Source organism: Kitasatospora sp. NPDC001175 (assembly GCF_053598215.1).
The window spans coordinates 44615-58871 of sequence record NZ_JBSFJU010000010.1; the positions used below are offsets into that span (position 1 = coordinate 44615).

At 71.7% G+C, this 14257-nt stretch carries 13 protein-coding genes and 2 pseudogenes; 9 read left to right on the forward strand and 6 right to left on the reverse strand.

What is annotated here, in order from left to right; genetic code table 11:
* Positions 1 to 92: 92 nt before the first annotated feature.
* The 3 genes from ACWDAK_RS10150 to ACWDAK_RS10160 form a co-directional block, all read right to left on the reverse strand.
* Positions 93 to 1304, reverse strand: coding sequence for an FUSC family protein (locus ACWDAK_RS10150; protein WP_344636109.1), 1212 nt, complete (start codon positions 1302 to 1304; stop codon positions 93 to 95).
* Positions 1305 to 1396: 92 nt separating this feature from the next.
* The gene (locus ACWDAK_RS10155; RefSeq protein WP_427396010.1) at positions 1397 to 2158 is read right to left on the reverse strand and encodes an HdeD family acid-resistance protein; all 762 of its coding nucleotides are present in this window, start codon (positions 2156 to 2158) and stop codon (positions 1397 to 1399) included.
* Between the two features lie 436 nt (positions 2159 to 2594).
* Entirely contained in the window at positions 2595 to 3761 is a 1167-nt protein-coding gene (locus ACWDAK_RS10160) for a deoxynucleoside kinase (RefSeq protein ID WP_427396011.1), read from the reverse strand.
* A gap of 712 nt (positions 3762 to 4473) precedes the next feature.
* On the opposite strand from ACWDAK_RS10160, the gene ACWDAK_RS10165 reads away from it, so the two are divergent.
* From ACWDAK_RS10165 to ACWDAK_RS10175, 3 genes and pseudogenes are all read left to right on the forward strand, one after another.
* Entirely contained in the window at positions 4474 to 5124 is a 651-nt protein-coding gene (locus ACWDAK_RS10165; protein ID WP_344636106.1) for a TetR/AcrR family transcriptional regulator, read from the forward strand.
* A pseudogene (locus ACWDAK_RS10170) lies at positions 5121 to 5546 on the forward strand (MFS transporter); the annotation flags it as partial. The gene ACWDAK_RS10165 and the pseudogene ACWDAK_RS10170, both read left to right, overlap by 4 nt.
* A 127-nt stretch (positions 5547 to 5673) precedes the next feature.
* Positions 5674 to 5880: pseudogene (locus tag ACWDAK_RS10175) on the forward strand (short-chain fatty acyl-CoA regulator family protein); the annotation flags it as partial.
* A 45-nt stretch (positions 5881 to 5925) separates the two neighbouring features.
* Here ACWDAK_RS10175 and ACWDAK_RS10180 read toward each other — a convergent pair.
* The 3 genes from ACWDAK_RS10180 to ACWDAK_RS10190 all read right to left on the reverse strand — a co-directional run bounded on the left by ACWDAK_RS10180 (position 5926) and on the right by ACWDAK_RS10190 (position 7528).
* Entirely contained in the window at positions 5926 to 6522 is a 597-nt protein-coding gene (locus tag ACWDAK_RS10180) for a hypothetical protein (protein WP_344636105.1), read from the reverse strand.
* Positions 6523 to 6694: 172 nt separating this feature from the next.
* A complete protein-coding gene (locus ACWDAK_RS10185) occupies positions 6695 to 7189 on the reverse strand; it encodes a hypothetical protein (protein ID WP_344636104.1) in 495 nt (164 codons plus the stop codon).
* Between the two features lie 123 nt (positions 7190 to 7312).
* Positions 7313 to 7528, reverse strand: a complete 216-nt coding sequence (locus tag ACWDAK_RS10190) for a pyroglutamyl-peptidase I family protein (protein WP_427396012.1) — start codon at positions 7526 to 7528, stop codon at positions 7313 to 7315.
* A 642-nt stretch (positions 7529 to 8170) separates the two neighbouring features.
* Here ACWDAK_RS10190 and ACWDAK_RS10195 point away from each other — a divergent pair.
* The 6 genes from ACWDAK_RS10195 to ACWDAK_RS10220 all read left to right on the forward strand — a co-directional run bounded on the left by ACWDAK_RS10195 (position 8171) and on the right by ACWDAK_RS10220 (position 14213).
* The gene (locus tag ACWDAK_RS10195) at positions 8171 to 9364 is read left to right on the forward strand and encodes a molybdopterin-dependent oxidoreductase (protein ID WP_344636102.1); all 1194 of its coding nucleotides are present in this window, start codon (positions 8171 to 8173) and stop codon (positions 9362 to 9364) included.
* A 2-nt stretch (positions 9365 to 9366) separates the two neighbouring features.
* Entirely contained in the window at positions 9367 to 9840 is a 474-nt protein-coding gene (locus tag ACWDAK_RS10200; protein WP_427396013.1) for a hypothetical protein, read from the forward strand.
* Positions 9841 to 9854: 14 nt separating this feature from the next.
* On the forward strand, positions 9855 to 10925 hold the full coding sequence (locus ACWDAK_RS10205) for a class I SAM-dependent methyltransferase (RefSeq protein ID WP_449806455.1): 1071 nt from the start codon (positions 9855 to 9857) through the stop codon (positions 10923 to 10925).
* Between the two features lie 337 nt (positions 10926 to 11262).
* The gene (locus tag ACWDAK_RS10210) at positions 11263 to 12348 is read left to right on the forward strand and encodes an ABC transporter substrate-binding protein (protein ID WP_427393941.1); all 1086 of its coding nucleotides are present in this window, start codon (positions 11263 to 11265) and stop codon (positions 12346 to 12348) included.
* Positions 12349 to 13413, forward strand: a complete 1065-nt coding sequence (locus ACWDAK_RS10215; protein ID WP_344636097.1) for a FecCD family ABC transporter permease — start codon at positions 12349 to 12351, stop codon at positions 13411 to 13413.
* The gene (locus ACWDAK_RS10220; protein ID WP_344636096.1) at positions 13410 to 14213 is read left to right on the forward strand and encodes an ABC transporter ATP-binding protein; all 804 of its coding nucleotides are present in this window, start codon (positions 13410 to 13412) and stop codon (positions 14211 to 14213) included. Before ACWDAK_RS10215 ends, ACWDAK_RS10220 begins: the two co-directional genes overlap by 4 nt.
* The last annotated feature ends 44 nt before the right edge of the window (positions 14214 to 14257 follow it).

Consider the following 14257-nt stretch of genomic DNA (forward strand, 5'->3'; position numbering starts at 1 on the left):
CCCAACAGGCCGTCAGAGGACCGGGGGCGTGGTCTCCGAGCGGCCGCCTGAGGACCCTGAGGACCGGGATCGCCGGCCGACTGGCCTGGTGCTCAGCCCCGCTCCCCGCGGGCGAGGCTGCGCAGCCTCTCCAACCACTCGAACCGCTCGCGGTTGGCCACTGCGGCCCGGTCCAGTTCCTCCATCAGGCGCCGCGAACGGTGTTCCAGGTCCAGTTCGTCCAGGATCCGGTCGATCTCGGCCAGCAGTGAACCGTGCAGCTGCCAGGCGTGCGGGTGCTCCTGGACCTGCCGCAGCAGCATGTGGGCCACGGTGTCCCGGCTGACCCGGGCGGCGGAGAGCTCGGCGGCGAGCCGTCCCTCCGCCTCCTCGGCGCTGTGGCTCACCTGGGTCGTCACCAGGACGGCGAAGCTCACCAGTGCCCCGCCGACGTGCACCAGCAGCTCCTCCAGGGCGAGTGCCACCGGCGGTGGGAAGAGGTCCTCGTCCCGCTCGCGGCGCTTGGCCAGGTCGGTGAGCGAACGCGCCATCACCCGCACCACGACCACGCAGATCTCCAGGGTGTCCAGCCCGGTGCGCAGTACCAGCCGGGAGAGCAGACCCTCCTTGATCCTCGGGTTCAGTCGCAGACTGTCCTCCGCCTGGCGCAGCGCGGCGTCCACGTCGGCGATGGCCTGGTCGAGCCGGCGGGCCTCGTGCAGCCGTGCGGTCGCGCGCTCGACCGCTGTGGGACCGCTGAGCTCCTCGGAGATCCGCACCAGCAGATGGCGGGACCTACGGGCCAGGTCCTCGATCGACTCGCCCGCCGTGTCCACCCATACCGGGGGCGCGAACACGAAGTTGAACAGCAGGCCGACCCCGGCTCCGATCAGGGTCTCCAGCACCCGGTCCCAGGCCTGCGAGGCCAGCCGGGTGACCCCGAGGATCAGCATGGCGCTGATCGCGACCTCCTGGACGAACTCGTCGACCCGCACGAAGTGCCCGATGGTCAGGGAGGCCAGGATGATCAGCCCCAGGCTCCACCAGGACAGCCCCATCACGGAGCTGAAGCCGATGGCGATCAGCACTCCGACCACCACCGAGTTCACCCGGCGGATGCTCGTGGTCAGGGTGGAGTAGAGGGTGACCTGAACCACGAGCAGGGCAGTCAGCGGTGCGGTCAGCGGAGCCGGTTCGCTGCTCAGGCGGACCGCGACCGCGTACGAGATCGTGGCCGCCACCGTCGCACGCACCGTCAGTACGACAACGGGCTCCCTGAGCCGGCGTCGGACGGTTCGGATCACCGTTTCGCGCGGAGTTGGCATTCCTTCGTTGTTCCCGCTCCGGGTGCCGCCTCAACGCGGTCGGGCGAGGCGGCACCCGGCACTGCGTCAGCGGGTGTGAGCATCCGACACTGCTAGGTCTGCGGGTGCGGACGCGTACCCAGCCCGGGAGTTCTGCCACCCGGCACGCCGGCGGTCAGCATCTTGGTCCGGGAGCGCAGTTGGATGGCGTGGATGATCTCCATCAGCCCCAGGACGATCAGCCAGACACCCGCCACCAGGGTGAGCGCCGCGATCGAGCGGAACGGCGAGACGATCAGCACGATTCCCGCGATCGTGGTCACCACGCCGAGGAAGACCTGCCAGCCTCGGGCCGGCATCGCCGGAGTGGAGATCGCCGCTGCGGACAGCATGATCCCGCGCAGCAGCCAGCCGAAGCCGATCCAGAGCGCGAGCAGCAGGATCGTCTCCGCCGCGCCGCGGAAGCAGATCAGCCCCAACAGCAGGAACAGCGCGCCGCTGACGAAGTGCAGGGCGCGCAGATGGCCCGGCACATGGTGGCCGAACGCGGCGGTCAGCTGGAACACACCGCTGACCAGCAGGTAGACGCCGAACAGGATGCCGACCACGAACAGCGTGGCACCCGGCCACGCCAGGACGCACACGCCGAGCGCGACGGCTGCCACACCAGCGGTCAGCATCACCTGCCAGGTGGCGTTGGCCAGTGCGTTCAGTGTGCCGCCGACAGGGGTGAGGTCGTGCTCCGCGGCGCCCACGCCCGTACTCGCGCCCCTGCCCGCGCCCGGTAACGGGCCGGTACCGGGAGTCTCGTTCGCGTTCTGCGGCCGGACGTCACGCGGGTCGGTACCGGACGGGAAGTCGGATGAGGAGCTCATGGCCCGCACCTGCCTATCTCAGCTTCGGGACACTGCGTGTCCATCGTCACCCGCTGGGCGCAATCCCGCCCGCGGACGTCCGCCGGACGGTGGGGCGGTGGCGGCTCCGGCGACGGGTACGGGAGACGGCTGCGGCGGTGGGTGCGGCTGAGATGGCGGCGACGGTGCCCCGGAACGTGGTGGGGCGGTGGGTGCGGCTGAGATGGCGGCGACGGTGCCCCGGAACGTGGTGGGGCGTACGGGTGGGCCCGACCGGCCGGGTTCGCACGGGGGGTGACGCCTGCCCGGGCCGCAGGGACGCCGGGCCGGGACGGGCAGGCGGCGAACCGTCCCTGGCGGGCGGGGGCTGACGAGTTGGTCGGCGCGACCCGGCCCCAGGGGGCCGGTGTTCATGGACCCGGCGCAGCCGTCCGGAGTTCTCGGCTCGCCGGAACGGTCACTCGGGTGACTCCCCGGGAAGCGGTGGGTGCTGCTCGGGCAGTAGGCGGCGGAACCGGTCGAGCACCTCCTGCGGGCCGAGTTCCGAGGCGTCGATGCGGTGGACGGGTATCCGCGCCGCCAAGTCCTCCGCCACGTCCTCGAAGCACTGAGCGACGAGCGCGACGTACCGGCTGGTGAAGGATCGTTCGAGCCTGCGGTCGCGACGGCGCAGCCGCCGCATGAGCACCTCGGTGCGGGCCGTCAGGTGCACCACGGCGGTCGGCGGCGGCAGCATGGCGGTGACCAGATGGTGGTAGCGGTAGTAGGCCTCGTACTCCTGGACGGTGAGATCGCCGTTGAGGTACAGCGCCTTCGCGTAGGCGAGCGAGCTGTGCACGTCCTGGTCGAGGATCCCGGTCTGGCCCGTCCTGAGGTTCTGCAGGACGCGCAGCAGCAGTGTCTCCAACTGGCAGAAGAACGCTGCCGAACTGTCTCCGAGCAGATAGCGGGTGAGGTGGTCGTCCCGTCCCGGGCCCCGGTTGACCGGGACGACGTCGGGCACGTGCTCGATCCGGCCGTCCGCTGCCGCACAGCGGCCGAGCAGGGTGCTCTTGCCGACCGCGGGCGGCCCGAGGACGACCACGGCGGCCGGAGCCTCGGGGCGGGCCAGCAGGGGTACCGGGCCGATGAGCCGGTGCGCCGAGCGCTCGATCGCGGCCGGTGGCGGGCGCTCCTCCGCCATGGTGGCCAGCCGCGTGCCCAGCGACCGCAGCCGGCCGAAGGCGGCGGGGTCGAGGCCGAGCTCGCCGAGCCGGTCCAGCGGCACCCAGCGGTAGCCGGCCGGAGCGGCACCGGCGGCGGCCACCCGGTCGGGGAGCCGCCAGCCGAACACCCGCAGGTTGCGGGCCGGTGCCCCGGCGCGGCGGTTGCCTTCGGCGTACAGCTCGGCGAGATAGACGAGGTGCTCGGCGGGGGCGCGTAACCGGGTCCTGCCCGCCAGCGCGGCGGACGCGGCCCGGCGGAAGGAGCTCCCTGACTCGACGACGGCCGACGGCAGTTCGGCTTCGGCTTCGGTCTCCCGCCCGGTGCGGGCGTCGTGCAGCAGCAGCCGGCCGTCGTGCAGCACCAGGCAGGCAGCGGCGGTGTGAGCGGGACGATGGCGGGGCGGCGGGGCGGTGAGCATCACTCTCCTGGGCAGACGTGGTCAGCCTTACGGCGGGCGGGAGTTGGTCGCGGGGACGGCCAGTGGGAGTGCGGACGGATGTGTTCGTGGCGGCGGTCCGTGCGGCTTCTCGGCCGGTCCCGGACGACGCTCCGGTGGCAGCGCAGGTTGCCGCGGTGGGGCAGACGCACGGGGTGGAATCCGGCCGTGCCGGTGTTCGCGGGGTGAGCCTCGATGCTGGAGCCACGGAAGTCCTCCTGCCCTGGTGCACACCGGTGCCAGTCGACGGGACTTGCCAAGCCATCCCCGGAATCCTCACCGAGCCCGGAGTCGAGGGCAAAGATGAATTCCGGACATCTGCCGTGAGCATGCCGGTCAGTCCCGGGCGCTGCGTGGGCCCCGGGGGACCGGTGCTCGGGCAGCAAGGCGGTGTGGCCCCGGCGGGGCGGGGGTCTGGTTCAGGTCGAATCAATTACCTTTCCTGACTTGCGAATTGATGCCCGGGCAGCGACGGCGGAGGTCGGCTGCGGCAGCCGAGTCCGGCAGCCGGCGGTGTTCTGCCCCGAGCCCCGCCTGATCGGGTGCGCGCCAAGTCGCCTGCAACGGCAGTGGCTTCAACTCTGCTCCCAAGAGGCCCCGTTGAGGGTCCGCCTGGGATGGCCGGGCCGGCCCGGTGCCGCTGTCCCTACAAATCCCATTGACGGAGTGAGTGCTCACTCCGTACATTCGAAGCATGACAGAGACACCTTCGAACAAGCCGTCTCCCCGGCGGCGCGCACCCGCGATGGAGCCCGACCAGCGCCGCGCGATGATCGTCGCCGCCGCCCTGCCCCTCGTGATCGAGTACGGGGCCTCCGTGACCACGGCGAAGATCGCCCGTGCTGCCGGCATCGGCGAGGGGACGATCTTCCGGGTCTTCGCCGACAAGGACGCACTGCTCGCCGCTTGCATGGCCGAAGCCCTGCGGTCCGATGAGGCCGTCGCCCACCTGGCGGCGATCCCGCTCGACCAGCCGCTCGCCGCCCGACTCATCGAGGCCGCCGAGGTGATGCACGGCCACATGGCCCGGATCGCGACCGTTGCCGGCGCCCTGGCCGCGGCCGGACGCTTCGAACGCACCATGCCGCCCGGCAAGCCGGGCGAGGCCCCGCCGGACCGTTCGGCGGCGCTGGCCGGGCCGCGCGCCGCCCTGGCCGCGCTGTTCGAACCGGACCGGGACACCCTGCGCCTGAGCCCGGAACGGCTCGCCAACGCCTTCCAGCTGCTCCTGATGTCCACCGGCCGCGCGGTCACGCATCCCCCGCTGACCGCCGAGGAACTCGTCGACCTCTTCCTGCACGGCGCGCTCACCACGCCCGCCCCCACCACCGGGAAGGCCCGATGACCACACCCGATCCCTACGGCGAGCTGGCGCCCGCCCGCCGCCGGTTGATCACCCTCTCCTTACTGGGCTGCGCCTTCCTGGCCATGCTGGACGGCACCGTGGTCGGCACCGCCCTGCCACGGATCGTTCGACAGATCGGTGGCGGCGACTCCTGGTACGTCTGGCTGGTCACCGCGTACCTGCTCACCTCCTCGGTCGGTGTGCCGATCTACGGCCGGCTCTCCGATCTGCAGGGGCGGCGCCGACTGCTGCTCACCGGGCTCACCCTGTTCCTGCTCGGCTCGCTCGCCTGCGGTCTGTCGGGGTCCATGACGGCGCTGATCGTCTCCCGTGCGGTGCAGGGCCTGGGCGCGGGCGCCCTGCTCACGCTCGGCATGGCGCTCCATGCCGGCCACATGCCTCGGACGGTCGAGGCCGTGGCCGTCGGCCTCTCCGGAACCAGGCCGGAGAGGCCGACGCGTGAGCTACGGATCCTGTTCCTCGGGCGACCGGACGCGGCGCGCCCGCCAATCGCGGCGCAACAGGACATCAATCCTTGGGCTGCGCGAACGGCTGGTGTACTCCGCCGGCCGCGACCTCGACGACGAGTCGGCGGCCACCCCGATCGGCCTCGGCTGCCGGGTCTGCGAACGCCCCGCCTGCCCGCAGCGCGCCGCACCGCAGATCGGACGACCACTGCTGGTCGACGAGAACGCGGGCACCTTCGTACCGCACCCGGTCCGAGACGAGGAGCGGGACCGGCCCGCAGATCGGTGACGACCGGGGAAGGCCGCGCGGAGCGGGCCGGTACGGAGGTGCGGGTCAGCGGACCGTGATGTCCCCGTCGGGGAGGTCCTGGACGGTGACCTTCGCCGACGGCTCGCCGAGCGCCTGCGCCACGGCCCGGGCGATGCCGTCGGAGTCGGGCCCGGTGGGGTAGGGCACCTCCTCGCCCGGGCCGTAGCTCTCGATCGCCCTGGTCAGGTAGCTTGGGTCCCAGGCGCCGACGGCACCCCTGACCTCCACTGCGCTCACCCGCCGCTCGCCGACCCGTCGGCGCAGGGCGGGGAGGATCCGGTCCGACCGGTACGCGCCGGGCACCTGGAACAGACTGGCGTGCGCTCCCACCAGCCCGCCGTCCCGCAGCCGGACGGTGACGGTCAGACAGCTGGTGACGCCGGGGTACAGGATGCTGCCGCCCCGGCCGGCCTCGGCCACCCGGCCCTCGGTGATCCGCACCTGCCGGGCGGCCTGGTCCCGGTCGCCGACGGGGGCGGACCGGGACGGGCCGGACGGCTGGACCGGCGCCGCGGTGGCGGTGGCGGTGGCGGTGCCGCACTGCAGTGCCAGTACGGTGGCGAGGGCGGCGGCGGCCAAGGCCGTCCGCTCCGCGTTTCGCCGAATGCGGCGGATGAGCACGAGGACTCCTTCTGCTCTGCTGGAACGGAAATACTACGGCGGGTGCCGAGCGAGAGGTGAAACGCCGTGTCTTCCGGACTGGTTGATCCACCGTCACCGTGAACTCACGGACACGGCGGAGCCGGTGGCCCTCGCCCCAAGGGGCGCGGTCCACCGGCTCGTCAGACCGGCGCTACTTGACCCTGAGGGTGGCCTTGACCACCGTCTTCGGGTCGGATGTGCAGAAGAAGGAGATGTCGTAGGTGCCACCGCTCTTGACGTTGGTGAGCTTGGCGGTGCCGACAAGGGTGCTGCCGCGCTGGCCGGGGGCCAGTTTCGTGACCCCGATCGGGGCCCGTTCCTTGGAGCCCTTGCTGATCGGCGCGCCCTCGGCCGTTCCGCCCTTCTTGGGGTTCCGGCAACCGCGCAGCAACAGTGTCACGGTCTGATCGGTGCGGGCGGTCCTGGGTGCCGCCGCCGCCCTCAGGCTCGGCTTGGCCGAGGTGGAAGCCGATGGCGTGGCGGTCGGCGACGGCGACGCGGTCGGCGATGGCGTGGCGGTGGGCGAGGCGGTGGCGGTCGGCGACGGCGTGGCGGTGGGGCTGTTGGCCGAGACTGCCGCCGAGGTGGTCAGGCCCAGTACGGCACCCGCTGCCACCGTAATGGCTGTGATCTTCACCGGACGCATGGGTTCGCTCCCTTCCGGCACGACCTGGCTGGCATCGCATACCGACGGCCGCGCCTGGCTCCCTCCGACGGTAGGGAGGTGCCCGGCCAGCCGCGACCGGCGCTGGGCCGACCGGGTGATCCGTCAGTGCTCGGTCCCCTCGGAGACCCGCGGGTCGGTGCGGTGGGTGGCGGCGGCGGTGAGCAGCGCGCGCAGTCCGGTCGCGACGGCGGCGGCGGGCAGTGACGGCACCGCCCGGTCCAGGACCTGCTCCGGCAGCGCGGGTACGTGGACGAAGCCGCCGCGTACGGTCGACCGCCGGTTCTTCGCCATCATCACCGACCTCGTCGGCACTCCCACCGAACTCCTGGACCCCGCCAGCGACAGCGTCGCCTGGCGCACCGTTCCCACCCCTTGGGGTAACTCCGCCCGGCCACACGACAGCACCACCTACACCCCGCCGCGGTTTCCCGGCCAGTGATTCGACCCCGAAACCCGCCTCCACTACAACCTCAACCGCTACTACGACGCCGAAACCGCCCGCTACACATCCCCTGACCCCACCGTGCGGGGACCCGTCGAGCCGTGCGGAGCGCCGGTTCGACCGTTCGGCTGGCAACGGACACCCACATGCTCGCCAGACGCGGACAGCCGACCCGGTCCGTGCCAGGCTGTAGTTGACGACTTGACCAGCACTGACGGCGCGGCGGGGTTCGATTCCCCCTCTGAAAGTCGGCCCGGGGACAGCGGAGGCAGCCGATGGACAGTGGCGGAGGGCCTCCTGGCACCTCAAGCTCCGGCGGCCCGCAACGCCCGAGATCGGACGAGAAACACGCGCCGCGGCGCGTCGAACGCGTTCGCGCCGCCGCGGCGGCTCGGGCCGCCAAGGCGGCCGCTCGTACCCGGGCCCTCGTGCGGCGGGTCGAGCAGATTCCTCCGCCCCCGGGGCCGTTCCGTCCCGGCTTCTGGCGCAGCCCTATCCGCGGGCCCTGGCTGACCTCCGTGTTCGGCCTCGTGCTGCTGATCGGCATCCCGCTGCTCTTCGTCACCGGCGCCCTGTCCTACGCCGCCTACAACCCCGGTCTTGGCGCACTCAACGACCAGACCCAGGACAAGGGCGCGCTGGGCTTCTACCTCTTCGACTGGCCCACGCATCCGTACTGGCTGTACCGGCTGACCCAGGGCGTGCACGTGACGCTCGGCGTGGTCCTGGTGCCGGTGCTGCTGGCCAAGTTGTGGTCGGTGATCCCGAAGCTGTTCGAGTGGCTGCCGGTCCGCAGCGTCGCCCACGGACTGGAACGGCTGTCCCTGCTGATGCTGGTCGGCGGGGTCATCTTCGAATTCGTCACCGGCATCCTCAACATCCAGCTGTACTACGTCTTCCCCGGCTCCTTCTACACCCTGCACTTCTACGGCGCCTGGGTGTTCATCGCCGCCTTCGTCGTCCACGTGTGCCTCAAACTCGGCCGGATGAGCCGCGCCCTGCGCTCCCGCGGCCTGGCCGCCGAACTGCGCACCGACCTCGCCCACACCCGGCCCGAGCCGCCCGACCCCGACGGCCTGGTGCCGACCGCCCCCGTGCCGCCGACGATGACCCGCCGCGGAGCGGTGGGAATGGTGGGGGCGGGCTCCCTGCTGCTTCTCGTGGTCACCGCCGGACAGAGCATCGGCGGTTGGCTGCGCGGCACCGCCCTGCTCGCGCCGCACAACCGCGAACCGGGCAGCGGCCCGAACGGCTTCCAGATCAACAAGACGGCCGCCGCCGTCGGCATCAACCCGGCGCATGTCGGCCCGGGCTGGCGGCTGGAGGTCCACGGCCAGGGCCCGGCCCTGGTCTTCACCCGCGAGCAGCTCCTGGCGATGCCCCAGCACGCCGCCGCACTGCCGATCGCCTGCGTGGAGGGATGGTCCACCCCCGACCAGCACTGGAGCGGCCTGCGGCTGACCGACCTCGCCGCCATGGCAGGCAACCCCGACGCCGGAAGCGTCCTGGTGGAATCCGTCCAACCACCCGGCCCCTACGCCTCGGTGGTACTGCGGGGCAACCAGATCCACGACCCCCGATCACTGCTCGCCCTGCACGTCAACGGCGCAGACCTCTCACTCGACCACGGATACCCCGCCCGCATCATCGTCCCCGCCAACCCCGGCGTGAACAACACCAAGTGGGTGCACCGACTCACCTTCAGGACCTGACCATGGCACGCTTCGTCCGCTGGTACGGCTCCGGGCCCCTCCACCTCCTCGTCCTGATCTGCTCCTTCGCCCTCACCGGCTACGCCCTGGTGCGCCTGTTCGCTGAGCGCCCGCTCGGGGTGGCGATCTGGTTCGTCGGCGCGGCCATCGGCCATGACCTGATCCTGCTCCCGCTGTACTCGCTCGCGGACCTCTCGGCCCAGTCCGTGCTTCGCCACCGCCCGGAACGCACTCCTGTGGTGCCGTGGATCAACTATCTGCGCGTGCCCGCCTTCCTGTCCGGTGTTCTGCTGCTCGTGTGGTTTCCCCTGATCCTCAATCTGTCGATCCCCTACCAGGGCGACACACGGCTGCCGGAAGACGTCTACCTCGGCCGATGGCTGGCGATCACCGCAGTGCTGTTCGGCGCGGCGGCGATCGCCTTCGCACTCGACCTGCGCCGCGCCCGACGGACCGCCCGTCCGAAGCCGCAATGACCGGCGATCCCCACATGCAGCCCCTGCGCACCGACCGCGGGCCGCTGTACCTGCGGCAGGCGGACGGGCAACGCCCCCGACTGACGCTGCACCGCCTGGACACGGAGCCCAGCACGGCCGACGAGACCCTGCTCAAACGCTGCACCGGCCCCGTCCTCGACATCGGCTGTGGACCGGGCCGCCTCACCCAGGCGCTCACCCGCCGAGGCGTCGTCACCCTCGGCATCGACATCGCACCCTGCGCCGTCGCCCGAACTCTCGCCGTCGGCGCGGCCGCCCTGCGCCGATCGGTGTTCGACCCGCTTCCGAACGAGGGAGACTGGCAGACCCTGGTGCTCGCCGACGGGAACATCGGCATCGGCGGCGACCCACAGGCCCTGCTGCGCCGTTGCGCCCAGCTCGCCGCCCCGGACGGGGTCCTGCTCACGGCGGCTCTGCCGCATATCCGGTACAGACTCCGTACCGGCCTCGGCGCCCGTCCAGAGCCGGCCGGGAGAGGAGAACACGTCCCGCAGTCGGGCGGCGATGTCCTCACGAAAGCATCGCGGATGCCGATACCGGGCCGGCCAACGGCGGCCCGCGCGCGGATCGGCGGCGACTTCGCCCGGATGCGCCGGATCGACGCTGGCATCGTCCGGATCGTTCGCGCTGCCGGGTTCCCAGTGGCCGCCGACCCAGTTCGACGAGCTGGACACCAAAGCACGACATCGACGAGCCCTTCACCGCGAGGTACTTCGCGACGACCGCCGTCTCGACCACGCTCCTCGGCACCCAGGCACTCTCGCTGGACGAACTCGGCCAACTCGCCCGGGCATTCGAGCCGGATATGGTCGCCAACCCGGCGGCCGCGCTCGTTGAGAGCACCTTCGTGGTGCGCGGCTTCCCCCCGATCTGCGGCCCGGACGGTGGTCTGGACCTCTTCCCCCAGGGATGTGCGGAACACGCTGACCGCTCTCGCCGACAGGGCATCCTTGGACGACCACCGAGCGGCATGGACCGCGGCGGACGTGCTGCGCTGCTGGGGCCTGGACCTGTGCAAACGAGCCGAGCGCGAGGTCGAGACGGGGAAGGGCACGTGCCGGTGACGGTGCCGCCGTTGCTGGTGGAGCCGCTGCCGGCGGAGATGCGCAGGCGAGCCCGTGCCATGGCCCTTGAAGAACGCAGCGGACGTCCTGCGGGAAATCCTGTCGCCCAACCGGCGTTGCGACGATCCCTTGATGGCGACAAGTGCGTTTGGTGCGGAGCGCTGGGGTTGAGGACGGCGCTCATCAGGCGCGCGACGCGGCAGCGAGAACGGTCCCGAGGCTGGCCGAAACGAGAAGTCCCGGATTCGCGGGAACTCGATCGGCGATCTCAACGACTACCTGGGTCCGGGCCCGCAGTGGCGGGCCCGGTGCACTCGGATTTCCTCAGGAGAGTTCCATGCGTTCTCGCGTGTTGTGCGGCCTGGCTGCCGCGGTCGCCCTGCTCGCCACGGGCTGCGGCAGTGACGGCGGTGCCAAGTCCGGCGACGCGAGCCCGGCTGCGCCGGCCGCCTCGGCCGCGGCTGCCGCGTTCCCCGTCAAGGTCACGGACTGCGCGGGCAAGGAGACGACGTTCGACGCCGCGCCGAAGAAGATCGTCACCAGCAACGCGTCCAGCCTGGAGATGCTGCTGCAACTCGGCGCCGGGGACAAGGTGATCGGCACCGGGTTCCCACCCGGCAAGGGCACCCTGCCGGCCGCCATCGCCGACCAGGCCGCGAAGGTGCCGGTGCTTGGCACCATGGTGATCTCCAAGGAGAAGCTGCTCGGCTCCGGTGCCGACCTGTACGTCGACACGTTCGCGAGCGTGGGCGGCATGGGTGGCGGAATGGGCACGGCACCCACCGACCAGGAGTACGCGGCCGCCGGCATCAAGCACGTCTTCCTGCACTCCACCGCGTGCGCGGCGATGCTCAAGGGACCCCAGCAGGACCTCGCCGAGGTCGAGGCGGACATCAAGCGCCTCGGACAGGTCACCGGCACCTCGGCGAAGGCCGATGACCTGGTGGCCGGGATGGAGAAGAAGGTCGGCGCGGTGAAGACGGCCATCGCGGGGGTGCCGGCGGACAAGCGGCCCACCTACTTCTTCTTCGATTTCGACGCCGGCACCAAGCAGCCGATGGCGGTGTGCGGCAAGCAGGTCGCCAACGCGGTGATCACCCTGGCCGGAGCGCGCAACGTCTTCGCCGACTGCGACGGGGACTTCAAGCCCGTCTCCTGGGAGGACGTGGTCGCCAAGAACCCCGACTGGATCCAGCTCGGCGTACGCAACAAGGGAAGCGAGGCCGACAACACGAAGGCCTTCGACGAGGCGGAGAAGTTCCTGCGCGAGTTCCCCGCCACCAAGGACCTCAAGGCCGTCCAGGAAGGCCACTTCCTGCGGGTCGGCTCCGAGGTGACCACCATCGCCGGAGTCCGCAACGCCGACACCGTCCAGCAGATCGCCCACACCATCCACCCGGACCTGGTCAAGGACGGGCAGTAGATGACGGCCGCAGCCACTGCGGCCACCGACCGCCGGCCCGCGCGCACCGCACGGGTCGGCCTCGTCGCGACCGCACTCACCGCAGCTCTCGTCGCCGCCCTCACCCTCGCCGTCTCGCTCGGCGCCGTCGACATCCCCATCGCCGAGGTGTGGACCGTCGTCGGCCGCAGACTCACCGGCGCCACGCCCGAGCCCGGTACCCGTGACCTGATCGTCTGGCAGCTGCGCGCCCCCCGTGCCCTGCTGGCCGCCGTGGTCGGCGCCGGTCTCGGCCTGGTCGGCACCGCCGTCCAGGCCATGGTCCGCAACCCGCTCGCCGACCCCTACCTGCTCGGCATCTCCTCCGGCGCCTCGCTGGGCGCCGTCGCCGTGACCGTCCTCGGCGCCGGCATCGGCACGGGGCTGGGCTTCGGCGTCTCCGCCGCCGCCTTCGCCGGGGCGCTAGCCTCCTTCGCCCTGGTCTGGGCCATGGCCCGGCGAGGCGGTGGGTTCTCACCGCTGCGCCTGGTGCTGGCCGGGGTCGGCATCGGACAGTTCCTCTCCGGCTTCACCAGCTTCCTCGTCCTGCAAGCCGGCGACGAGCAGCAGACCCGCGGCATCCTGTTCTGGCTCATGGGCAGCCTCGGCGGTGCCACCTGGAGCCAACTCGCCATCCCCACAGCCGCCGTGGCGCTCGGCCTGCTCGCACTCCAGGCCCGCGCCCGACCCCTCAACGCCCTGCTGATGGGAGACGAGACCGCAGCCGGCCTCGGCGTCGACGTCACCCGGCTGCGCCGCGAACTCTTCGCCGTCACCAGCCTGCTCACCGGTGTCCTGGTCGCCGTCTCCGGCGCGATCGGCTTCGTCGGCCTGCTGGTGCCGCACGTCTGCCGTCTGCTCGTCGGCGGCGACCACCGCCGCCTGCTGCCCGTCTCCGCGCTCGCGGGCGCCGTGCTGCTGGTCGTCGTGGACACCGTCGCCCGCACTGCCCTGGACACCCAGGAGGTCCCGATCGGCGTCGTCACCGCGCTGCTCGGCGCCCCAGTCCTGCTCTACCTGCTGGACCGACGCCTGGAGCGCAGTTGAGAATCACCATCGACGACGTCACCGTCACGCTCGCCGGACGCGACGTGCTCTCCGGCATCCACCTGATCGCCGCCGAAGGCGAGATCGCCGGACTCGTCGGCCCGAACGGCAGCGGCAAGTCCACCCTGCTGCGCACTGTCTACCGGCATCTGAAGCCGCAGGCGGGGCGAGTGCTGCTCGCGGGGCGCGACGTGCGCTCCATGACGACCACCGAGACGGCCCGGCACATTGCGGCGCTGCCGCAGGAGCGCGGATCCGACTTCGAGTTCACCGTACGCGAGGTGGTGGCGATGGGCCGCTCCCCGTACAAGCGGGCGTTCGCCGGGGATGACGATCTCGACCGGTCGGCGGTCGCCGCCGCGCTGGAGCAGGTCGGCCTGGACGGGTACGGAAGGCGCGGTTTCGCGGCGCTCTCCGGCGGTGAGCGCCAACGCGTGCTGCTGGCCCGGGCGTTCGCCCAACAGCCCGATGTGCTGGTGCTCGACGAGCCCACCAATCACCTCGACGTCCAGCATCAGGTCGAACTCCTCGCGCTGCTGCGGGCCCAGCGCCGCACGACGCTGATCTCGCTGCACGACCTCAACGCGGCGGCCTCGCTCTGCGACCGGTTGCACGTGCTGCACGAGGGCGCGGTGGTGGCCTCCGGCACACCGCGTGAGGTGCTGACGCCGGAGCTGCTGGCGAAGGTGTTCGGCGTGCGGGCCGCGATCGTCGAGCATCCGCTCACCGGCGACCCGCTGATCGCCTTCGACCACAGGGAGCCCGCCTCTTCGTCCGCGCAGGCGGCCTCGCCGGTGTGAACACTCGGCCACCCGGAAGTCCCGACCCCCACAGCACAGACGGG